We start from the raw sequence: 21718 nt of genomic DNA on the forward strand, positions 1-21718 counted from the left end.
AAACGGGAATTCCGCTCATGCCTCTCAGATCGATCATCCCTGCGATCCTGATGTCCTGTGTCATGACAGTGTTGGCTGGAGGTGACGGGCGCGCTGCATCCGGATCCGTCCGCGATATGCTCGCTTCGCGCTTATGCGCGGGTCTTGCCGGGAAGATGGATGGTTCTCCCGCGCCCTTCGTGTTCCGCAGCTTCGAGCCTGCGCCCGGTGGCAAGGCGCTCGATCCGGCGCTTTCGAATACGGGTTTCACCTATGACAATGCGCTGGCATCCATCGCTCTTTTTGCATGTGGGAAAGACGCAGAAGCAACAAGGGTTGCCGATGCGCTGCTGCTGGCCGTGAACCGTGACCGCCGTTACAGTGATGGCCGCCTGCGCAACGCCTATCGCTCCGGCCCGGTCGTCAGCAAAACGGAGCTTATGCTCCTGCCCGGTTTCTGGAATGCCGCCAGCAATGCCTGGGTCGAAGACGGCTATCAGGTCGGCAGTGCGACAGGCAATCTCGCCTGGGCGGCCCTTGCCCTGCTTACCGCCTCTGAGCGCTCCGACAATCCAGCCTATTTGCAGGCCGCGGCAAAAATCATGCGCTGGATCGATGCATATACCAAGGGTGACAGCGACATCGGTTACACGGGCGGCACATTCGGCCACGAACCGTCTCCGGTGAAACTCGACTGGAAATCGACGGAGCACAATCTTGACGTTTACGCCGTTGCCAGCTGGCTCACCGAGAGTGGGGACGATAAAACCTGGCGGACGATGCAGGACAGGGCAGGCAAGTTCCTCGACGCCATGTGGAATGAGCAGCAGGGTCGTTTTTATGTTGGTAGCCTGCCCGGCAGCGATCGGCCCAATTTAACTCAGTCGGGAATAGATTCCGAACTCTGGCCCATCCTCGCCGTTCCGGAATTCCGCGGCCGCGCCGAGCGCGTGCTGGAATGGATCGACCGGCACTATGCGGTCGGGGAAGGCTTTGATTTCAACGATGACCGGGACGGCATCTGGCTGGAAGGCACGGCGCAGGCAGCGCTTGCGTTTCAGCATGCAGGCCACGCCGGGCGCGCCGAAGCCCTGCTTGCCATCATTGATGCTGAGGTATCGCCCGATGGTCTGGTCTATGCCACTGTCGGGCCGGAGTTGACGACGGGGCTGATGATCGGGCCTGCCTCGACCTCTGCCGATTTCAAATATTTCAGACTGCCGCATGTCGGCGCTACTGCCTGGGCAATCCTGGCGGCGAAAGACTGGAACCCGTTTTTGAGAGAAAGCAGTTGCACGCGTCCCTGTCGGAATTATGCCCGTCCCGGCAGGGGGTAAGGAGGATGTTGTTGTCGTGGGATCGCGAGAAGACCGGATGGCGGCGGGCCTGGCGGTTTAAGATGCCGGGCAGCCTTCAAAACGCTATCCCTTTATCCCGCTTGCTGCGATGCTGGAGATGAAAAGTCTCTGCAGACACAGGTAAAATATCAGCACCGGCAGGGTAATAATGGTGAGATAGGCCATGACTTCACCCCAGGGCGTGTTGAGCTGGAAGAAATACTGCAGCCCCACCATAACCGGCCGGTAAGCCTCGGACTGCGTGACGAGAAGCGGCCATAGATACTGCTGGCTGTACATGACGAGAAACTTCAAGATCGCAGCTGTTGCGATCACCGGCCCGCTGAGCGGCATTACCACCTGTGCGTAAATACGCAGCCAGCTGGCTCCGTCGATGCGTGCCGCCTCCAGCAATTCCCTCGGCAGATCCTTGAAATATTGGACGAAGAGAAAAATCGTCAGTCCGTCCGCGATCCATGGAATGATCTGCACATGCCAGGAATTGAGCCAACCCCAGGTAAACCCGCCGCTGCCGATCCATGGCAGATTGTTGACCTCCAGCAGCAGCGGCACGGCAATCGTCTCAAACGGAATAATGAGCGTGGCGAGAATGATAGAGAAGAGAACGTCCTTGCCGCGCCAGTTCAAAAACGTAAAAGCGAAGGCGGCAAGCGAGCCGAGCAGCAGGGCGAGAAATACGGTGACGCCAGTTACCACAACGGAATTGAATATGAAGGTCGCAATCGGCGCCCGGGCGAAAGCCGCAGTATAGTTTTCGAGCGAAAGATCTCCGACCGGCAGGAAGGCTCGTATCGAAGTCGCATCGCTCAACAGCTGGTCGTTCGGTTTTAGCGATGAGAACCCCATGAACAACAGGGGCAGGATGAAGATCGCCGCGAAGGCGAGCATGAGCGCGTAATTGCCGATGAGAAAAACGGGACTTTTGCGGCGTCCGGCCTGCATCATTGCTTCTCCCTTGTCAGGTAGCGCTGGGTCAGCGAAATGCACAGGACAAGCAGGAAAAGGACGACAGAAATTGCGGAGCCCGCGGCTATGTCCTGCTGGCGGTATCCTCGCTCAACCGCCTGATAGACGATGCTCTGCGTAGAGTCGCGAGGCCCGCCTTTGGTCATCACATCGATCTGCGCAAAAAGCGCAAAAGCCTGCATGGTGATGACGATGATAACGAGCACCGCCGTGTTGCGCAGCAGCGGCCAGGTTATCATGCAGAACTTCTGCCAGCGGCTCGCGCCTTCAATGTCCGCTGCCTCGTAGAGATCGGGCGAGATAGTCTGCAGGCCGGAAAGCCAGATGACCATATGGAAACCGACGCCCTGCCAGACTGACATCACCAGAATGGCCCATAAGGCGGTATCGGTTCTGCCCAGCCAGTCGACAGGCTGGAAGAGCCCAAAACTCATATAGCTCAGAAGGCTGTTCAAGAGCCCATTATCGGCGGCATAAATAAACCGCCAGAGAAGCGCCACCACGACCACCGACAAGACCACCGGCATGAAATAGATCGCACGGAAAATCGTGACGCCGGGGATTTTCTGGTTCACCAACAGGGCAAGAAACAGCGCTAGCGCCGCCTGAACCGGCGCGACCACGACCACGAAGGAAAGGGTGTTTACGACGGCGGTCAGAAATACGACGTCGCGTGCTAGAATGACGATCCGGTTCTCGCCCCAGCTGAAGTTCTTATATTCCCGCATTCCGTCCAGATGAGGATAGTCGGAGTTGTTGCGGGTGAAATTACGAATTCTCGGATAGGAGATGGAGCCATCCGCATCCCGGCTGATGCTTCCATCGGCCTGCCTTTCCGGCTTGAGCGTCAGCACACCGACGCCCAGCAGCCGGCTGTAGTTTTCAAAGCCGACGAACTCCGTCGGGTTGGGAGATGTGAGCCGCTGGTTGGTGAAGGAAAAACCCAGCCCCAGCAGAAATGGTGTGATCAGGAAGAGCCCGATCAGCACCACCGCCGGTGCGGCCATGAACCAGCCCGTGAAGCCGTCCCGGGCCGGTTTTCCCTGTGAAGAAAAGAGCGCCATCGATCACGCCCCTATCTGGGTTGGTAACCGGAATTGCGTTCCAGATTGTTGTTTATCTCGTCCGTTGCATTATCGAGGGTATCGGCCACATCCGCACCGTTGGCAATGTCGGAAAGAGCCTTGGAGAAGACCGGCGAGATGAAGGCGTAGGCCGGAGTGACAGGACGCAACGTACCCTGGCGTCTGGATAGTTCGAAGAAAACTTCGAGCGGGCCGCCCTTCTTGTAATTCTTCGTCATCTGGGCTGCCGAGGGCGTGGCCGGGATAAGACCGATCGCATCCGAGAACTGCGCGAGATATTTGTCCTGGATGGCGAATTCGATGAAGGCGGAAGCGCCTTCGGGATGCTTGCTGGTGGCCGAAACGCCAAACTGCCATGACCCCGCGCCGATTTTCGGACCCTGCCCGAAATCAGGCGCAGGCAGGAAAAGCAGATCGTCTCCATATTTTTCCAGAGCCTTCACCGCAACCCAGTTGCCCATCCATTGCAAGGCGTGGCGACCTTCCAGAAATCCGGTTTCGTGGTCGGCGGGTGATTGCGATGTCCCGGGGGCAAGCTTCTTGGCGAACAGGGATTGCCACCACTCCCCGAACTTGACGGCATTGTCTCCATTGAGGAAGTCCTCGGCGGTTCGATAATTCTCCTTGTCGATCAGGCTGCCGCCGAAACTTTCCAGAAAGGGACTGAAGGCATAGCTGTACCATTCGGTTTTATCGGCCATGCCGAGATCGATGGCATATTCGAACTTGCCGCTGGCAGCGAGCTTCTCAAGGGCTGCGTTGAATTCCTCGCCGGTCCACGGCTGTTCAAGAGTTGGAATGCGGACACCGTTTTCATCGAGCACCGTTTTGCGGGCGAATACCGCCACGGCAGCGTCCCACAGGCCGACCGAATATAGCTTGTCTCCCCACCGGCCCACGGCACCGGGCAGGAAATTCGCAAGCTTTGTCTCGTCGATCTTCAGTGGTTGCAAATATCCGGACCACGCCCAGTTGGGCATGTTCGGACCGTCGACATCCAAAATGTCTGGCAGCTTGTTGGAAAGCGCAGCAGCGGTGACGGATTCATTATATGCATTCTGGGGGAATTCCTGAAGCGAGACCCGCCAGTCCGACTGGGACGAGTTGAAGTCCTCGATGATGCCGGCCAGAATCTTGCGTTCTTCAACATTGCCTGCGCCGTGATACCACATCGTCAGGTCGGTCTGGGCCAGTGCGGCGGTAGAAAAAAGCATCGACAGGGCAGTTGCTGCCCCCGCAAAAATGGCTCTGCTGGTCATAGATGGTCCTCCTCCTCACGAAGGGTAACTTCAACATCTACAGATTGTTCCGCAGAAATTTGCGTCCAGACGCTACGCGGAGAACCGCGTTTTAAAAAATGCAGACAGGATCGCGGATTTGCCCCGCCCGAACCGCATCAGCAGCCAGGCGTTCAGATCCCGCCATTTGACGGCTCTGTCGCCGGTGCATTGTTGCTGACGGAGAGAGCCTCTTTTACCGCCAGTTCTGCCATGGCCAACGCGGCGTCGCGGGTCTTTGCAGCTGCGACAAACCGGCCGTTATGGCAGAAGGTCGCGCCTTCCACGCCACAAACCGCTTCCAGATCCTTGTCAGTCAGGCCTGCCCAGGCCGCCGGCAGATCCGCCCGCAACGCGAAGCCCTCGTCGGCGCGCCGGATACCGGTCAGGCACCAGTCGTTGTTACGCGGATGAACGACGAAGAGCAGATGATCGGCGCCTGCCTTCACGATGGCGGGCCGGAACGGCATTCCCATCGGCAACTCGAGAATATGCCCTTCGCCAGCATCCACGATAGCCTGCTTCACAAGCGCTTCGGCGCGCAACTTTGCGGCACTGTTAGCTATTTTGGCCTCAACGAAGCTGCGGGCAATGCCCAGCGCCGCGTGGAAATTGCGATTGTCCGCTTCGGGATCGGTGTCATCAAAAACGGGTTTCAGAGTTTCGAGCAGGGCGGGCAGGGTCAGCCCGGCGAGCGGTCCGGCCGTCGAGGGGCTGAGCGCCCCATTGTCAACCAGGTCAACAGGCAACACAAAACCGGCATCGAAAGAAGCGTGAATGGTTTCGATGTGGTCTTCAGGAACGCCGAAGGCAGCAAGATAATCGCGGCCGAAATGCTTCCAGATCAGCCCGAACGAACTGTAGGGCTGTCCGTCATCGCGTAACGGCGCGCCGCGCTGGTGGTGGTCGAACATTCCTCTTGCTGCGTCGTAGGCGCCGCCCACGTCGTAGATGATGCGGTCCGCACCGGCAGCGAGCCATTCCGGTGCCCTGCTGCGGATGAGGCGGGCCTGCGGGAAAAGCCGTGTCAGCACAACGCTCGACAGAAGTTCATCGGCATGGAAGCCGCCGGAATGGGTGACGAGGAAGTCCGGGTTCATGTCAGGATGTGCCTTGTTGCTTGCGGAAGAGCCGCCGAGAATGGGGCACCTGATACCCTTTGCCGTACATCATCTCAACCCGCCACGACGCTAATTCGGATCAAAATTTCCGCCGGAAAGTGCGGACAGCATACAGCCAGCGCGACATTGTCCGCGCGTTACGACGACCAGATGCGCCGCGTCTTGATCGTGTTCATGACGAAGCTGGTCTCAATGGTGTCCACGCATTTCAGCTTCGCGATCTTGTCCTTGATGAAACGCTCGTAATCCTCCAGTCCGCCGCACATGACCTTCAGCATGTAGTCCTTCGTGCCCGTGACAAGATGACATTCGAGAACCTCGTCCCACTCAAGAACCGCCGCTTCGAACATCCGGATTTCATCATCGTGCTGGCGGCTGAGGCGAATGGATGCGAGAGCGGTCATGGTCCATCCCTCGATCGCCGGATCGATGATGGCGGAATATCCCTTGATGGCACCCACTTCTTCCAGGCGTCGAAGCCGGCGTAGACATGCGGATGCCGACAGCCCCACGCGCTCGGCGAGTTCGTTATTCGTGATCCGTGCATCGGCGGACAATTCCCGAAGTATCCGCCGGTCGATCGGGTCTGCAATTTTCTGCGACATAAATTACAATTCTCCGCAATATATTGCTTTATGGGGCATGTAAACGCTCCAAAATGCAAGGCATTTCGACTTCATTGCGTGTAACCTGCAGGAAGTTCAACGCCAGCTGAGGGATCATCGGAAATGACCGCGCCGCATCCGTCCAAAACCCATATCGGCAACCATGCTCTTCATCCCGAAACCCAGATGCTCAATTACGGGTATGATCCGGAGTTGTCGGAGGGAGCCGTGAAGCCTCCGGTGTTCTTGACATCCACCTTCGTTTTCAAGTCGGCAGAAGATGGTCGCGACTTCTTCGATTATGTCTCCGGGCGCAAGGAGCCGCCGGAGGGCAGAGGCGCCGGTCTCGTTTATTCGCGTTTCAACCATCCAAACAGCGAGATCGTCGAGGATCGTCTTGCAGTTTATGAACGGACGGAGAGCTGTGCGCTCTTCTCCTCGGGCATGTCCGCGATTTCGACGACGCTTTTCGCCTTCGTGCGGCCCGGCGATACGGTGCTCCATTCCCAGCCCCTTTACGGCGGCACGGAAACGCTTCTCGCGAAGACCTTTCATAATTTCGGCGTGTCGGCAGTGGGTTTCGCCGATGGTGTCAGCGAAACCTCGGTCATGGCGGCGGCAGAGGAGGCGATGGCGAAAGGCAGGGTGTCCGTTATCCTGATCGAGACTCCCGCCAATCCGACGAACAGCATTGTCGACATCGCCATGATAGGCCGGGTCGCCGAGGTGATTGGCAAAAGGCAGGGGCACAGGCCGATCATCGCCTGCGATAACACGCTTCTTGGTCCTGTATTCCAGCGGCCCATAGAACATGGCGCCGATATTTCGCTCTATTCGCTGACAAAATATGTTGGCGGGCATTCCGATCTTATCGCCGGGGCGGCGCTGGGGCGCAAGGATGTGATGAAGCAGGTGAAGGCCCTACGTGGGGCGATCGGCACGCAGCTCGATCCGCACTCGTGCTGGATGCTCGGACGTTCCCTGGAGACGCTGCAAATCAGGATGGAACGGGCGGACAGCAACGCCAGGCTTGTGGCTGAATTCCTGAATGCCCATCCCAAGGTCGAAAAAATCCACTACCTACCATTCAGCGATCCGGCATCCGCGGTTGGCAAGGTGTTTGCCGCCCAATGTTCGGGGGCAGGATCCACCTTCTCGTTCGACATTGTCGGCGGGCAGGCCGCATCTTTCAAATTTCTCAATGCGCTCAACATATTCAAACTTGCGGTAAGCCTTGGCGGCACGGAGTCCCTTGCTTCTCATCCCGCAACGATGACGCATTCAGGCGTTCCTGCCGATGTCCGTCAGCGTATCGGTGTGCTTGATTCCACGATCCGGCTGTCAATCGGCATCGAACATCCCGACGATCTTATCGCCGACCTGACCCTTTCACTGGATCAGGTCTGACGCTTCACGTGCCAACCAAGAGGTTGTCCTGTGCAGGCGGATCGATATATCTGGGGGTAGTATAGTCACGTGAACCTTCAGGCATATGGAAACTTCGCTTTATCTGCCCGTGAAAGATTTCCTCGAAGAGGCGGGTTATACCGTCAAGGGCGAAGTGGGTGGCTGTGATCTTGTTGGCTTAAGCGATGACGATCCCCCCGTCGTCGTCATCTGCGAGCTAAAGCTGAGCTTCAATCTGGAGCTCATTTTGCAGGCTGTCGATCGCGCGGCTATCGCAGATGAGGTGTGGATCGCCGCCCGGGTCTCTGCCAGGGGTAAGGGCCGCGAGGCTGACAGGCGTTACCGCGATCTTTGCCGCAGGCTCGGGATCGGTATGCTGGGAATCTCCGATGCCGGTGACGTCAGCATCATCGTCGGCGCCGTTTCGCCGATGCCGCGAACCAATCCGAAACGGCGGTCGCGGCTCATGCGGGAACACCAGAGGAGGCGGGGCGATCCCACGGCGGGTGGGAGCACGCGCATGCCAATAATGACAGCGTATCGCCAGCAGGCGCTTGGCTGCGCCGTGGCGCTGGCGTCGGGTCCGATGCGTGTGCGTGAGGTCAGGTCCAATATACCCGATGCCGGGAAGATACTGCTTTCGAATGTTTACGGCTGGTTCGAACGACTCGACCGGGGAGTCTACGGTCTGACCGAGGCCGGACACGAAGCCCTGCAGCGGTGGCCACAGCAGGACGTGCCGGCAAAGGCTGTCGACGGGATTGTGCGAGGCACGGTCGGCTTCGAAGAAACCTGACGGCGAAAAACCTTTCCAAGACTTCAGGAGATCAGGATTGCGGGGTCAGGGGCCCTCCCGGGCATCCCCGACCCATCAGGTGACTACTGGGTCTTCCAGGTCTCCAGCAGCAGCCGGACGAATTTTTCCGCGGCGGGCGAAAGGGCACTGCTTCGCCTTTGTACAATGCCAATCGTACGGGAGACGACGGGATTGACGATCGGCCTGGTGATGAGAAATGGATGTTCGTCCTGCGGCGTGGCCAGCCGCGGCAGAACGGAAATCCCCAGCCCGGCTTCGACCAGCCCGAGCGACGTATTGAGATGAGTCACCTCATAAAACCAGTTCAGCTTTAGATTGTGTCTCGCAAGCGCGCCGTCTAGAAGGGTCCTGTTGCCGCTTGAACGGTCCACGACGACGAGCGGATAGGCTTCCAGCTGATTCCATTCAATCGTTTCGAAATTTGCCAACGGGTGATCTTTCCTCATCGCCAGCACGAACGGGTCATCGATGAGCGGTTCGAATGACAGTTCGGGATCGGAATTGCCCATCAGGTTGATGCCGAATTCCACCTCGCCTCTCGCAACCGCCTGCAGCCCCTCATTTGCCGTAAGATCCCTGATGCGCAGCCTGATGTTTGGATATTGCTGACTGAAGGTCTTGATAACCGTGGGAAGAAAGTAGAAAGCGGCGGTGGGAACGCAGGCCATCGTGATGAGGCCGCGCCGTTGCGCGCCATCTTTCATGGCGAACAGCGACCCATCGAATTCTTCCAGCATACGCCGGACAAGCGGCATCACCTCCTGGCCCATGGCGGTGGGAGCGACATGTCGGGTCGTTCTCTCCAGAAGCGGTGCGCCGATGGCCTGCTCCAGCTTCTGGATGCGGCGGGTGAGCGCCGGCTGGGAGATATGCAGCGCCTCCGCTGCCCTGTGAAAGCTCTCAAGCTCAACTACGGATTGAAATGCGCGCAAATCCAGTATTTCGCAATTGATGCTCATTTCGCAATAAACCTCCAAAACATTGCATTTAACAGATTAGACTCTTTTGCCCATATTGCAACAACGCGGCGCATTGATCCGCAAAATGCAAGATTGAGGCTAATCATGAACGATCTGATGAAGATACCCTGTGTGCTGATGCGCGGCGGAACGTCTCGCGGACCGTTCTTTCTGGCGTCCGATTTGCCCCGAGATCCGGCGGCAAGGGATGCGGCTCTGCTGTCCATCATGGGCTCAGGCCATCCGCTGCAGATCGACGGTATCGGCGGGGGCAATCCGGTTACGTCGAAGGTGGCGATCATCGGACCTTCCACGGTCGCCGGCGCCGATATTGATTATCTGTTCGCACAGGTGCGCACCGACAGGCAGCATGTCGATTATTCCCCCAATTGCGGGAATATGCTGGCCGCCGTCGGTCCCTTCGCGATTGAGGCGGGGCTCGTGCCGGCGCAGGGTAACGATACGCTTGTCAGGATTCACAACGTGAATACCGGCAAACTGATCGAGGCGAAGGTGCCGACGCGGGGCCGCGAGGTAATTTATCTTGGTGACGCATCGATCGACGGTGTTCCGGGTCTTGCGGCACCTATCGCATTGACATTCATGGATGCAGCCGGCGCGAAAACCGGCAGGCTGTTGCCGACCGGAAAACCCGTCGATGTGATCGACGGGGTGGATGTAACGGCGATAGATTGCGCCATTCCGATGGTTCTCATGCGGGCAGCTGATCTCGGCGTCACCGGCTACGAAGATCCGCAATCGCTCTCCGCCAATCGAGACCTGATTGAACGGATGACCCGCATACGCATCGAGGCTGGAAAGATGATGGGGATGGGAGACGTTCGGGATATGGTCATCCCAAAGCCGGTCCTCATAGCGCCGGCGCGGCGGGGTGGAACATTTTCGGTCAGGTATTTCATGCCGAACGAGTGCCATCCTGCCCTCGCGACAACCGGCGCTGTCGGCATCGCGACGGCGGCCGTAACGGAAGGCACCGTCGCCTATAGTGCGGCAGGAGGGCTTTCCGTGCCGACCCAGATCCGCATCGAACATCCCGCAGGTCGTCTGGATGTACAGCTGGAAATGCGAAACGGAGCCATAACAGCCGGACTTGTAAGGACGGCGCGCAGGCTGTTCGAAGGCTTTGCCTTCGCCAAGCCAATGGCTGCGATTGAAGACGCAGCATAGACAAGGCCATAGTGGCTAAAATATCGCGAAACGGGAGGAGACCCTCATGCGTAAATACCTGCTTGCAACGGCTGCGCTCTGTGCGCTGGCGGCAACCGCCAATGCCGAATCTGTCAGAATGAGCGTCGGCTCATACAACCTCAACAACCTGCCTTTCCCCGTTGCGGCCAGCCTCGGCTTTTATAAGGAAGAGGGGCTTGATGTGACGACCGAGAACTTTGCCCAGGGAGGCTCGAAGGTGCTACAGGCGCTCGTCGCCGGCTCCACGGACGTCGCCGTCGGTTTTTATGACCACACCATTCAGATGCAGTCCCAGAACAAGCACGTCGTGGGCTTCGTTCAGCTCGCCCGCAACTCGGGTCTGGTTCTTGCAGGCAAGAACGATACTGACTTCGATCCTGCAAAGCCTGAGACGATCAAGGGCAAGAAGGTCGGCATCACCTCGCCGGGCTCTTCCTCGGACTTCTTCATTCGCTACTATATGAAGCAGCACAATTTAAGCGACAACGATATCTCCATCATTGGCGTCGGCTCGGGTGCCGCCGCCGTTGCGGCCCTGCAGCAGGGCAAGATCGATCTGCTCGTCAATTATGACCCGGCGGCCACGATTGTCGTCGAACGCGGGCTGGGCAAAATCCTCATCGATGCACGCAGCGATCAGGGCGCAAAAGATGTTTATGGCGGCATCTATCCGACCTCCGTGCTTTACGCGACCCAGGAGTATATCGACGCGAATCCCGAAGTGATCCAGAAGGTCACCAATGCCACGGTACGGGCGCTGCACTGGATGAAGCAGCATTCGGCGGAAGAAATCGTCGAGAAGCTTCCTGACGACTTCGTGTCCGGGGACAAGAAAACCTACATCAAGGCCGTCGAAGCCGCGAAGGCTATCTTCTCCGAAGACGGCAAATTCGAGCCCGGCGATCTCGAAACGCCGCTTGCCGTTCTCAAGACCTTCAACGAGGCAGTGGCAAAGGCGTCGATCGACCTCAACACCACCTATACCAACAAGTTCGTCGAAGCCGCGGCTTCGAAGGCTGCAAACTGAGAGGCCGCCATGTCATCCCCAGTCAGAAAGCTAGAGCCAGTGGCGGACTTCAAACCACAGCCCATGGTCGCGATCGAGAACGTCACCATGGCATTCGGTGCGTTTGTTGCAGTCCAGGACGTTAACCTCAAGGTCGGCGATGGCGAGTTTCTTTCCATTGTCGGGCCCACCGGGTGCGGAAAGTCGACCATCCTCAATGCCATTGCTGGCCTGCTGAAGCCCGCGCAGGGCACGGTTTCCATCGACGGTTCAGCGGTCCAGGGTGTGCAGAACAATATCGGATATCTGTTTCAGCAGGACGCCCTCCTTCCCTGGAAGACCGCATTTCAAAATGTCGAGCTTGGTCTGATGTTCCGGGGCGTTGCCGAGGACGAGCGGCGTGCCAAGGTCACGGCATGGCTCGAAAAAGTCGGCCTCAAGGGTTTTGGCGACCGTTTTCCGCACCAGCTTTCCGGCGGGCAGCGTAAACGCGTACAGATGGCGCAGGCGCTGATTACCGAGCCGAAGGTCATCCTGATGGACGAGCCCTTCTCGGCACTCGATATCCACACCCGCCATCTCATGCAGAACGAATTGCTGCGCCTGTGGCAGGAGGATCGCCGGGCGGTGGTCATGATTACCCATGATCTGGAGGAGGCTATTGCGCTCGGAGATCGGGTCGTCGTTCTGGCTGCAGGTCCGAAGAGCCGTGTCATCGAGAGCTTTCCCGTCGATCTCGAACGACCCCGCAACGTCGCTGAAATCAAACTCGATCCGAAATTCATGACGCTCTATCGCGATATCTGGGCGTCCCTGCGCGGCGAAGTGGAGAAAAGCTATGCAAGCCGTTAATGTTCGTATCATCCAGGTCGTTCTTCTGGTCGTGCTTCTTGGCGGATGGCAACTCGGTGTGTCCTCCGGCGCCATTGATCGCTTCTTCTTTCCCGCACCCTACGATATCGTTAGGCAGGTGATCGACTGGGTTGCGGATGCCGGCTTCTACAAGCATGTCGGCATTACCCTCAGCGAAACCGTGCTCGGTTATCTCATCGGCACCGGTCTCGGGGTGGGCGCTGGCGTCTGGCTGGGCCTCAGCCCCTTCGTCGCCCGCGTGCTCGATCCGTTCATCAAGGCGGTAAACGCCATTCCCCGCGTCGTCCTGGCTCCGATATTCGTTCTCTGGCTTGGCCTCGGTCTGTGGTCGAAAGTTGCCCTTGCGGTTACGCTCGTCTTTTTCGTCACCTTCTTCAACGCCATGCAGGGTGTGCGCGAAGTAAATCCGGTCGTGCTGTCAAATACCCGCATCCTCGGGGCGCGGCGCACGGATCTGCTGCGTCATGTCTATTTTCCCGCTGCGGCGAGCTGGATTTTGTCGTCGCTGCGCACCTCCGTCGGCTTTGCGGTGGTTGGCGCGATCATCGGAGAGTATCTTGGGGCTTCTGCAGGCCTTGGCTACCTCATTGCCCGGTCGGAAGGCAATTTCGATGCGGTCGGCGTTTTCGCAGGCATCATCATCCTTGCGGTCTTCGTCCTCATCATCGACCTCATTCTCGATGTCGCAGAGAAAAGGCTGATCACGTGGAGGCCCAACGCAGGTGAAGAGCGGCCTGCATAAGGCCGAGGTACCTGAAATCCAGCGGGGCAGCCATTTGGCTGCCCCGTTTTTTTGAACCGTCGCGGCGACATGGGCCATGGCCTTTCCATATTACACGGCAGAGCTTCGAGTTCCGGGGCTGGACGATAGGGGATCGTTAAACCGAAGATGATCGGCGTCCCGCTTCGCTGCGGTTCACCGGTTGACAAGCCCAGCGCCTGTCTCTTCATCGAAGAGATGCATATCGGACGGGTCAACGTCGAGGCCGATGACCTCGCCGGCCTTGACCGGGCTGCGGCCCTGTATCGCAATCACCAGTTCCGTGGATGTGCCGAGTGTCAGGAAAGTTGCCGAGCCCGTTGTCTCCACAGCGGAGACGGGCAGTGTCAACGCCGCTCCCGTTGCAGTAGCGGGACTGATATGTTCGGGCCTGATGCCGACGATGAGATGTTTGCCCGGCTGCAGGGGGGCGGGGCTCCTGATCGACTGCAGGGGTTCACCGTCGCCGAACCGCAGCTGGAGCGATGCGCCATCCGGACTCACGGTCGCCGGGATGAAGTTCATGGCTGGGGAGCCGATAAAGCCGGCGACGAAGCGGTTGACGGGATGGTCATAGAGCTCCAGCGGTGTCCCCTGCTGCTCGATTACCCCGTCACGCATCACGACGACATGATCGGCCATGGTCATCGCCTCGATCTGGTCATGGGTGACATAGACCGAGGTGGCATGCAGGCGGTCGTGGAGGGCGCGGATTTCCTTGCGCATGTGGACCCGCAAGGCCGCATCGAGGTTGGAGAGCGGCTCATCGAAGAGGAAGGCCTGCGGATTACGGATGATCGCCCGGCTCATGGCGACACGCTGGCGCTGCCCGCCAGAGAGTTCTCGGGGATAACGCTTCATGAGCTTGGAAAGCCCCGTCGTGGCGGCAACCTCTTCCGCGGCCTTGCGGGCTTCCGCCTTGGCGACACCACGCATGCGCAGCGAATAGGTGAGGTTTTCCTCGACCGTCATATGCGGGTAGAGCGCATAGGACTGGAATACCATCGCCACATCGCGCTTGCGCGGCGGCACGCCGTTCATCAGCGTGCCGGCAATGCGCATGTCACCGGCCGAGATGCTCTCCAGCCCGGCAAGCGAGCGCAGAAGCGTGGACTTGCCGCAGCCGGATGGTCCCACAAGGGCAACAAAGGTGCCCTTCTTGATGGAAAGGTTGATGTTCTTCAGGGCATGGAAAGCGCCGTAATATTTGTTGACGCCTGATAGTTCGATCTGAAGGGTCATTTGAGCGCTCCTGATGTCAGGCCGGATACGATGCGGCGCTGCAAGAGAATGAAGAGGGCGAGAATGGGCGTCACATACATGGTCGCATAGGCCATGATGTTGTTCCATTCGCTGGTGTTGGGCCCCATGAAGGAATTCAGGCCGACGCTGGCGGGCTGCAGTTCTGCCGCCTGGATCATCGATTTGGAGTAAACGAACTCACCGAAGGCCTGCATGAAGATGAGAATGGCGCTGACGAGGATGCCGTTTCTGGCAAGTGGCAGCACGATATTGAAAAACGCGCCGACCCTCGAATTGCCGTCTACGAGCGCTGCCTCCTCCAGTTCCTGCGGCACGGCCATGAAAGTGGCGCGCACCAGCACAACGAAGAAGGGCATGCTTTTCGCCGCAATGGCGAGGATGACCGACAGGCGTGGATAATCCAGAAGCCCAAATTGCGAGAAACCGACGAAGATCGGCGTGATCATCAATGAAGCTGGAAGGACTTGCAGCATTAGGATGAGGAACAGGCCGATATCCACCCAGACATTGCGATAACGGGCCAGCACATAGGCGCAGCCGACGCCGAGGATGGTGATCAAAAACACCGCACTCGAAGCGATCAGCACCGAATTCCACAGGTAACGGCCCATGTTGCGGCTGTTCCAGACATAGGCGTAGGTCTGCCATTGTGGTTCACCAGGCCAGAAGGAGGGGGGATTGGCGAACATCTCCGAGCCGCTTTTGAGCGAGGTCAGATACATCCAGTAGAGCGGGAAGAGGTAGATGATGGCAAGAATGATGGCGATTGCCAGCATCAGGCGGTTACGGTTGTTGATGCTCATCCGCGTACCTCATGCCGTGTGGAGCGCACATAAACAATGGAGGCCAGCATGACGAAAACGATCATGATGACTGAAATCGTCGCGCCCTTGCCGAAGTCATATTGCCGGAAGGACAGATCCCAGGCCCAATATTGCGCCACGTTGGAACTGTTATTGGGTCCGCCATCGGTAATGGCGGCAAATAGATCGAATTGCTGCAAGGTGAAGATCAGCCCGAGCGAGATGATCGCGCCGATGGTGGAGCGCATCATGGGCAGCGTGATGGTGTAGAAGCGCTGCCAGGCGTTGGCGCCATCAAGCTCGGCGGCTTCGTAAAGATCGCCGGGAATGGAGGCGAGGCCGACGGAAAGGAGGATCATGTTGAAGGAGGTGCCGAGCCAGATATTGGCGATCACAACCGCCCAGAGCGAAAAATTCGCATCCGAACGCCAGAAAATATTGCCTGATATCAGTCCGCTTTCGCGCAGGAAGAAGTTCAGAACCCCGAAGTCTCCGGACAAAATCCAGTTCCAGATGGCACCGACAACGAGGCCGGGCATGACCCATGAAACGAGGAACAGGCCCCGCAGCCAGGTGGCGCCGGGGAAATTGACCCAGAAAAACAGAGCCAGACCGAAGCCGATGACAAATTGCCCCGCTATGGAAGCGACGACAAAGGTTACCGTATTCATCAGGATGGGCCAGGTTTCCGGCTGCCGGAACAGATCGACATAGTTCTTGAAACCGACGAACGGGCGCACGAAGGTGCCCAGGCTGAACATGTCGACTTCCTGAAAGCTCATGACGATGTTGTAAAGCAGGGGTAACCCCGCCATCACGAAGAGGAAAGCCAAAGGAAAGGCGACAAGGGCGATATCGAAACCGCGACCATCGCTGATGCTGGAAAGCAGCTTTTTCATAAGAAATCCTCGCAAGCTCCGCTCGGGGCCGCCGCCGCTTATCACGGCAAGCGACCCCACCGGGAGGAACCCTGCGGATGGGGCCGGACATGCCGGCCGCCTCCCTGATCAGCCATCGACGAGCTTGATTTTCTGTGCAGCCTGGTCGAGTGCGTCCTTCGGAGACATCTGTCCCGTCAGCGCGGCCTGAATGGCATCCTGAATGGCCTTCGAGATTTTCGGCCATTCGGGCGAGGGGCCACGCGGCTGTGCATATTTGAGCTGCTCGACGAAGGTCTTGAGCGCTTCATCCTTCAGAGCATTTCCGGTGGGCGGTACGGGAATGTCCGAACGCGCCGGCAATTGGCCGAAATTCTTGAACATGTCCTTGTCCTGCGAGACAAAGAACTCGATCGCCTTGAAGGCCTCTTCAGGATGTTTGGTCTTCGAGAAGATCGCCCAGTTATAGTCCCCCATGGCCGATGAGCGCGGCGCATCGGGCGCCGGAACCGGCAGCAGCGTGACGCCCCAGTCGAACTTCGCGTCCTTCAGCATGCGGTCGATTTCCCATGGGCCCGAAATGACCATGGCGGCGTTGCCGGCGTTGAAGGTCGCGGTAGAATCCCACTGGCTGCGTGTCAGCGTATCGGGCGAAGCCAGTTTTTCGTCCAGCATCAGCTTCCACGTCTCGAGCGCTTTCACGGCTCCCTCGGTGTTGATGTTCTTGTAGGTGGCGCCAGCCATCTGCGCCCAGGGCAGGAACTGGAATGTGCCCTCCTCATTCGCCTTGGCGCTGAAGCTGATACCATAGACGTTCTTGGAAGGGTTGGTCAGTTTGCGTGCCGCGTCAACCAGCTCATCCCAGGTTTGCGGCGGCTTTGCCGCATCCAGCCCGGCGGCCTTGAACAGATCCTTGTTGTAATAAAGAGCGATCGTGTTGGTCGCCTTCGGGACGCCGAAATATTTTCCATCCCACATTACCGATTTCAGCGGGCCGGGGAAATAATTCTCCGTCTTGATGACATCGGACTTGGCTATCATGTCGGTCACATCGAGGAAGGCTCCGCGTGCGGCGAACATGGCGTGGTTGGGGTTGTCGATGGCGATGATGTCGGGCGCATTGCCGGTCGAATAGGCGCGCATGGATTCGCTCACCACGTCATCGAACTGCAATTGCCGGTATTCGATCTTGATGCCGTTATTGAGCGCGTTGAACTCCTTGATGAGATTTGGAGCCGGCTGGATATCCCGGTCCAGCGACCACAAGGTCAAAGTCACGTCCTCTGCCTGTGCCGCAATCGCGCCGGCGGACACGCCCGCCAACAGAAACGCGCCGGCCATCATGCATTTTGCGATACCCATAATCTCCTCCTCTTGGTTATCGTCTCTGCAATCTCGGGAACCTTCTCCCAAAAGGTTTCCGTTATGTCGGATCGACGACGAAATCGCCGCCTCGGCATTTTTTCAGATAGTTCAGGCCATGCACCTGTCCGGTCATTTCCAGCGCATCGCGATAGACCGGGTCATGCCAGCCTTCGATATCGATCGAGCCGGACCAGCCGGCGAGGCGCAGTTCGGAAATAATGTCGGTCCAGTTGCTGTCGCCGAAACCCGGCGTGCGCATGAAGACGAACTTCTCCTTGCCGAAAATGCCGTGCTCGCGGATGACGTCCCAGCGGATGGTCGCGTCCTTGCCATGCACGTGGAAAATCTTCTTCGCCCATTTGCGGATCTGCGGTAGCGGATCGATCAGATAAACCATCTGGTGGCAGGGTTCCCACTCGATGCCGATATTCTCGTCCGGCGTTTCGTTGAAGATCAGTTCCCAGGCATCGGGATTATGCGCAATGTTCCAGTCGCCCGTCTGCCAGTTGCCGTCCATGGCGCAGTTTTCAAAAGCGATCTTTATGCCCTTGTCGGCGGCACGCCTGGCAAGCTCGCTCCAGATTTCCTTATATCTGTGCAGGCTCTCCGGCAGCGGCCTGCCGCGCAGGCGGCCGGTGAAACCTGCCACGCAATTCGCACCGAAATGATGGGCGTTGTCGATGCAATCCTTCCAGCCCTGCAATGTCTGAAGGTCGATATCGGTTCCTTCCAGCGGATTGCCAAACATGCCGAGCGTACTGATGGTGATATCGCGGTCGCCAATTGCGTCAAGGCAGCGCTTGCCGAGTTCGGCAAGGTCCTGACCGTTGGTCGTCTGCCAGAAGAAGGGCTCGAAGCTTTCAAAGCCGAGATCGGCGATCTGCCCGATACGTTCGGCCGCCTGACCCTTGGTGGCGCTGATCATGGTGCCGATGCGGATGGATGTTGCCGGATTGCTCACGTCTGTCGGTCCTTATGCTGCAATGGAAACGCGCTGGCCAAGACGCGCGCTTTCGATCGCGCCCATCACCATTGCGAGGCTGTTGATATTGTCGAAGGAGGCTGTTTCCGGCATCTCGCCGGTACGCATGGATTCGAGAAATGATAAAATGACGCTGGCATGGCCGCGCGTGTCCTTTTCTGACACGACATCGGAAACGTTTACGGTCTTGAAGCCACGCAGAAGACCCTGTTCGTTGCCAGCCACCGAGGCGGAAAAACCGTCTTCGCCATCCCAGAGAATCATGCCTTTGGAGCCGATCAGCCGCCAGCGTGCTTCCCAACTTGTCCGCTCGCCTTCAGCGCACCACGAGCCGCGATAGGTGAAGACGACATCGTTGGAGAACTCGAAAATCGCGTTGGCGCTGGCCCCATGCGCATACCATGAGCCCGCCGGGTTCTTCTCCACACAGAAGACGGAGAGCGGCTTTTCATTGGCGACGAAACGGGCCGCGTCGAAGGTGTGAATTGCCATATCGAGAAGCAGGACGTTTTTCATCTCCTCGCGAAACCCCCCGAAATGCGGCCCCAGGAAGAAATCGCAGTGGATGGCGGTCAGATCACCGATGACGCCGTCCTCCAACGCGCGGCGTAGACGTCTGATGCCGGCCACGAACCGACGGTTTTGCACCACGGCGTGAATTTTGCCGGCTTTTTTCGCCAGTTCCACCAGCGTCGCGGCTTCCTCCATCGAGGCTGCAAGCGGCTTTTCACTCAGCACATGGCATCCAGCTGCGAGACCGGCTTCGACTACGGCGAAACGCGCCTGCGGGATGACGATGTCAAAAAGAATGTCGGCTTTCGTTTCGGCGAGAACCGCGCGAAGATCGGTGCCGATAACCGCGCCAGCGAGGGCGAATTCCTCGGCAAGCGCGCGGGCCGTGCCTTCGTTCAGGTCCACCAGACCTGCGATCCTGATTTCGCCGGCGATTTCCGGCGAGGACTGGATGGCGCGCAGCCAGCCTTTGGCCATGGCTCCGCACCCGCATAAAACGGCATTAAAAGTCATCTCATCTCCCCGGACTCTTTCGCAAACTCCTCTTTGCGCAGAGCGTCGTAAACGTTTACGAAACTATGCCGATGATGTTAGATATGTCAAGACCATCAAGTGGCGCGCAGATTGCGGGCCGGGATTTGGAGGGGAGCGCATGAAAGGAATTCGCCAGCTTGCCGATTACCTCGAGATATCGATCGGAACTGTTTCCCGTGCGCTGAACGGCAAGCCCGACGTGAACGAAGAGACACGGCGCCGCGTTCTCGAGGCTGCGGAAAAACTGGGTTACGTCGCCAACCAGTCAGGCCGCAGCCTGCGGCAGGGAACGACCAATGTCATTGGCCTGATGACGGGCAGCGACGCGCAGACGGTGGAGAATGCCGATAACTTCTTTCTCGGCTTGACGGATGGCCTGCAAAGCGTGTTTTCCGGTCACAACCTCGATCTCATCGTTCTGCCTTGCCCGGGAGAAGAGGACCCCGACGAATATCTCAAGCGTATGGTGGCGCGCCGCATGGTCGATGCGATGATCATTTCCGCCACCCGGCGAATCGACAGGCGTGTCGATTTTCTCAAGCAGAATCGGCTTCCTTTCGTAGCGCTCGGGCGGACCGCCTCCAGTACGGATCATGCCTGGGTGGATCTCGATTTCGAGGGCGTCGCGAAAAGCGCGATCGATCGCCTCGTGGCCTCCGGGCATCGTTCGATCGCGGTAGCCGCGCCCGACAGCGATATCAATCTCGGGCATGTGTTCCTTGATGGGTACAGGCGTGCGCTGGACGATAATGGCATCGCTTATGATTCCTCTTTGGTCATCCGGGCGAAATCGAGCGAGCAGGGCGGCTATCACGCCGCCAGCGAATGGCTGCAGATGCGGCCTCGGCCGACGGCGATTGTGCTGATCTATGAGTTGATGGCCGTCGGTCTTTATCGTCGTCTTGCGGAAGCGGGGCTCGAACCGGGGCGGGATCTCGCCGTCATCGGATTTCGTGACGGCCCGCGCGGACAGTTTCTCGAACCGCGCCTGACAAGCTTCCGCATGTCGCTGCATGATCTCGGCGTTACGGTGGCGCAGACTCTTTTGTCGACAATGCCGGCCTATGCGCCATTTTATCCCGCCCAGGCCCGCCATTGCATATGGCCGATGGTGCTCGTGGCGGGGGAGAGCGATCCAGGTCCGGTATCGTAGGTCAGCCAGGTGGGGTTCCATCCAGCCCGCGGCGGGCACGATGTTTTGGCTGCTCACGGGAGCAGGCCGTTCATGAGCACGTCGAGGTGAACCTTGATGACGGCCTCCTTTTCCAGACTGCGCCGGTCGTCGAAAATCAGCCTGAAAACCAATGTTCCGACCATTGGTGACATGACGACATGCGCAAGTTCGGGCGCGTTGGCCCTGAATCTCTTTTTCGCGACACCTTTGTCCAGGATAGCATTGATGCGGGCGAGCACCGGCGCCATCAGAATATCATGGTGGTGGTCTATCAGATCCGGAAACTTGGCTCCCTCGGCCACGACGAAACGAAAGAGTTCCCGCATACGCCGGTCATCCACCAGCGTTTCGAACAGGAATTCGAGAAGCAGGCGAAGCTCCTCGACCGGATCGTCGGAGGTGCGTTCGTAGGCTTCGAATGCCTCTTGGAACGGTCTGCCGACGTGCTCGATCATCGCGGCAAAAAGGGCTTCCTTGGTTTCGAAATAGACATAGACCGTGCCTTTCGTCACTCCCACCCGGTCGGCAATGTCTTCGACCCGCGTTGCCGTAAATCCCCTTTTGGTAAATTCCTCAAATGCGGCGTCGAGAATTTGCAGCGGACGTTGTATCTTCTGTTCTGCACGTGAGAGTTTCGTTTTCGCCATTACCCCGGATCCTTACATATTGTCGGCGCGTGCCCTTCTACCCGTCGTGATCGGCGGAAATAACAGGTGGTCTGCCTATCGCACCAGTGCAAAAACCGGAACCGATTTCTGCAGGTGGTTTGATGCTCGGTATGTCA

21 protein-coding genes are annotated in these 21718 nt (G+C 58.3%); 8 read left to right on the forward strand and 13 right to left on the reverse strand.

The genetic code is table 11. The features are described from left to right. Positions 1–17: 17 nt before the first annotated feature. Positions 18–1316 (forward strand): hypothetical protein, encoded by a 1299-nt coding sequence (locus tag FHW77_RS00860; RefSeq protein ID WP_034497379.1) that lies wholly within the window; start codon positions 18–20, stop codon positions 1314–1316. 84 nt (positions 1317–1400) lie between these two features. On the opposite strand, the gene FHW77_RS00865 is transcribed toward FHW77_RS00860, so the two are convergent. From FHW77_RS00865 to FHW77_RS00885, 5 genes are all read right to left on the reverse strand, one after another. Further along, entirely contained in the window at positions 1401–2282 is an 882-nt protein-coding gene (locus tag FHW77_RS00865) for a carbohydrate ABC transporter permease (RefSeq protein ID WP_004445906.1), read from the reverse strand. Then, positions 2279–3367, reverse strand: a complete 1089-nt coding sequence (locus FHW77_RS00870) for a carbohydrate ABC transporter permease (RefSeq protein WP_006697224.1) — start codon at positions 3365–3367, stop codon at positions 2279–2281. Before FHW77_RS00870 ends, FHW77_RS00865 begins: the two co-directional genes overlap by 4 nt. Positions 3368–3378: 11 nt before the next feature. Next, entirely contained in the window at positions 3379–4647 is a 1269-nt protein-coding gene (locus FHW77_RS00875) for a sugar ABC transporter substrate-binding protein (RefSeq protein ID WP_111814635.1), read from the reverse strand. Between the two features lie 152 nt (positions 4648–4799). Beyond that, complete coding sequence (locus FHW77_RS00880) at positions 4800–5765, reverse strand: MYG1 family protein (protein WP_111814633.1); 966 nt, start codon at positions 5763–5765, stop codon at positions 4800–4802. A gap of 158 nt (positions 5766–5923) precedes the next feature. Further along, positions 5924–6391 (reverse strand): Lrp/AsnC family transcriptional regulator, encoded by a 468-nt coding sequence (locus FHW77_RS00885; protein WP_004445897.1) that lies wholly within the window; start codon positions 6389–6391, stop codon positions 5924–5926. Between the two features lie 123 nt (positions 6392–6514). Between FHW77_RS00885 and FHW77_RS00890 the strand changes: the two genes are divergently transcribed. Both FHW77_RS00890 and FHW77_RS00895 read left to right on the forward strand, forming a co-directional pair. After that, entirely contained in the window at positions 6515–7798 is a 1284-nt protein-coding gene (locus tag FHW77_RS00890; RefSeq protein WP_004445895.1) for a cystathionine gamma-synthase family protein, read from the forward strand. 85 nt (positions 7799–7883) lie between these two features. Beyond that, positions 7884–8594, forward strand: a complete 711-nt coding sequence (locus FHW77_RS00895; protein WP_111814631.1) for a DUF2161 domain-containing phosphodiesterase — start codon at positions 7884–7886, stop codon at positions 8592–8594. Between the two features lie 83 nt (positions 8595–8677). Here FHW77_RS00895 and FHW77_RS00900 read toward each other — a convergent pair whose 3' ends face one another. Beyond that, a complete protein-coding gene (locus tag FHW77_RS00900) occupies positions 8678–9574 on the reverse strand; it encodes a LysR family transcriptional regulator (RefSeq protein ID WP_004445891.1) in 897 nt (298 codons plus the stop codon). A 105-nt stretch (positions 9575–9679) separates the two neighbouring features. Here FHW77_RS00900 and FHW77_RS00905 point away from each other — a divergent pair, with 105 nt between their 5' ends. Genes FHW77_RS00905 through FHW77_RS00920 form a run of 4 tightly spaced genes read left to right on the forward strand, consistent with a single transcriptional unit; the run spans position 9680 to position 13404 of the window. Next, entirely contained in the window at positions 9680–10762 is a 1083-nt protein-coding gene (locus tag FHW77_RS00905; protein WP_006697219.1) for a 4-oxalomesaconate tautomerase, read from the forward strand. 46 nt (positions 10763–10808) lie between these two features. After that, complete coding sequence (locus FHW77_RS00910) at positions 10809–11810, forward strand: ABC transporter substrate-binding protein (protein WP_022563095.1); 1002 nt, start codon at positions 10809–10811, stop codon at positions 11808–11810. 9 nt (positions 11811–11819) lie between these two features. After that, positions 11820–12641 (forward strand): ABC transporter ATP-binding protein, encoded by an 822-nt coding sequence (locus FHW77_RS00915; protein WP_004445885.1) that lies wholly within the window; start codon positions 11820–11822, stop codon positions 12639–12641. Continuing rightward, positions 12628–13404 (forward strand): ABC transporter permease, encoded by a 777-nt coding sequence (locus tag FHW77_RS00920; protein ID WP_004445883.1) that lies wholly within the window; start codon positions 12628–12630, stop codon positions 13402–13404. The genes FHW77_RS00915 and FHW77_RS00920 overlap by 14 nt, the downstream gene beginning before the upstream one ends. A 174-nt stretch (positions 13405–13578) precedes the next feature. Here the strand turns inward: FHW77_RS00920 and FHW77_RS00925 are convergent, their stop codons facing one another. From FHW77_RS00925 to FHW77_RS00950, 6 genes are all read right to left on the reverse strand, one after another. Next, complete coding sequence (locus FHW77_RS00925; RefSeq protein WP_004445881.1) at positions 13579–14664, reverse strand: ABC transporter ATP-binding protein; 1086 nt, start codon at positions 14662–14664, stop codon at positions 13579–13581. Further along, positions 14661–15488: a carbohydrate ABC transporter permease gene (locus tag FHW77_RS00930; RefSeq protein WP_004445880.1), complete on the reverse strand. Its 828-nt coding sequence runs from the start codon at positions 15486–15488 to the stop codon at positions 14661–14663. The genes FHW77_RS00925 and FHW77_RS00930 overlap by 4 nt, the downstream gene beginning before the upstream one ends. Continuing rightward, positions 15485–16387, reverse strand: a complete 903-nt coding sequence (locus tag FHW77_RS00935; protein WP_006697215.1) for a carbohydrate ABC transporter permease — start codon at positions 16385–16387, stop codon at positions 15485–15487. Before FHW77_RS00935 ends, FHW77_RS00930 begins: the two co-directional genes overlap by 4 nt. 108 nt (positions 16388–16495) lie before the next feature. After that, a complete protein-coding gene (locus FHW77_RS00940; protein ID WP_006697214.1) occupies positions 16496–17728 on the reverse strand; it encodes an ABC transporter substrate-binding protein in 1233 nt (410 codons plus the stop codon). Positions 17729–17789: 61 nt separating this feature from the next. Beyond that, a complete protein-coding gene (locus FHW77_RS00945) occupies positions 17790–18692 on the reverse strand; it encodes a sugar phosphate isomerase/epimerase family protein (RefSeq protein ID WP_111814629.1) in 903 nt (300 codons plus the stop codon). A gap of 12 nt (positions 18693–18704) precedes the next feature. Beyond that, entirely contained in the window at positions 18705–19739 is a 1035-nt protein-coding gene (locus FHW77_RS00950) for a Gfo/Idh/MocA family protein (RefSeq protein ID WP_111814627.1), read from the reverse strand. A 139-nt stretch (positions 19740–19878) separates the two neighbouring features. Between FHW77_RS00950 and FHW77_RS00955 the strand changes: the two genes are divergently transcribed. Continuing rightward, on the forward strand, positions 19879–20913 hold the full coding sequence (locus FHW77_RS00955; RefSeq protein WP_004445871.1) for a LacI family DNA-binding transcriptional regulator: 1035 nt from the start codon (positions 19879–19881) through the stop codon (positions 20911–20913). Positions 20914–20966: 53 nt separating this feature from the next. Here FHW77_RS00955 and FHW77_RS00960 read toward each other — a convergent pair whose 3' ends face one another. After that, positions 20967–21581, reverse strand: a complete 615-nt coding sequence (locus tag FHW77_RS00960) for a TetR/AcrR family transcriptional regulator (protein ID WP_100911236.1) — start codon at positions 21579–21581, stop codon at positions 20967–20969. Positions 21582–21718: the final 137 nt, after the last annotated feature.

The organism is Agrobacterium sp. RC10-4-1 (assembly GCF_014138475.1).
Taxonomy (GTDB): Bacteria; Pseudomonadota; Alphaproteobacteria; order Rhizobiales; family Rhizobiaceae; genus Agrobacterium; species Agrobacterium pusense.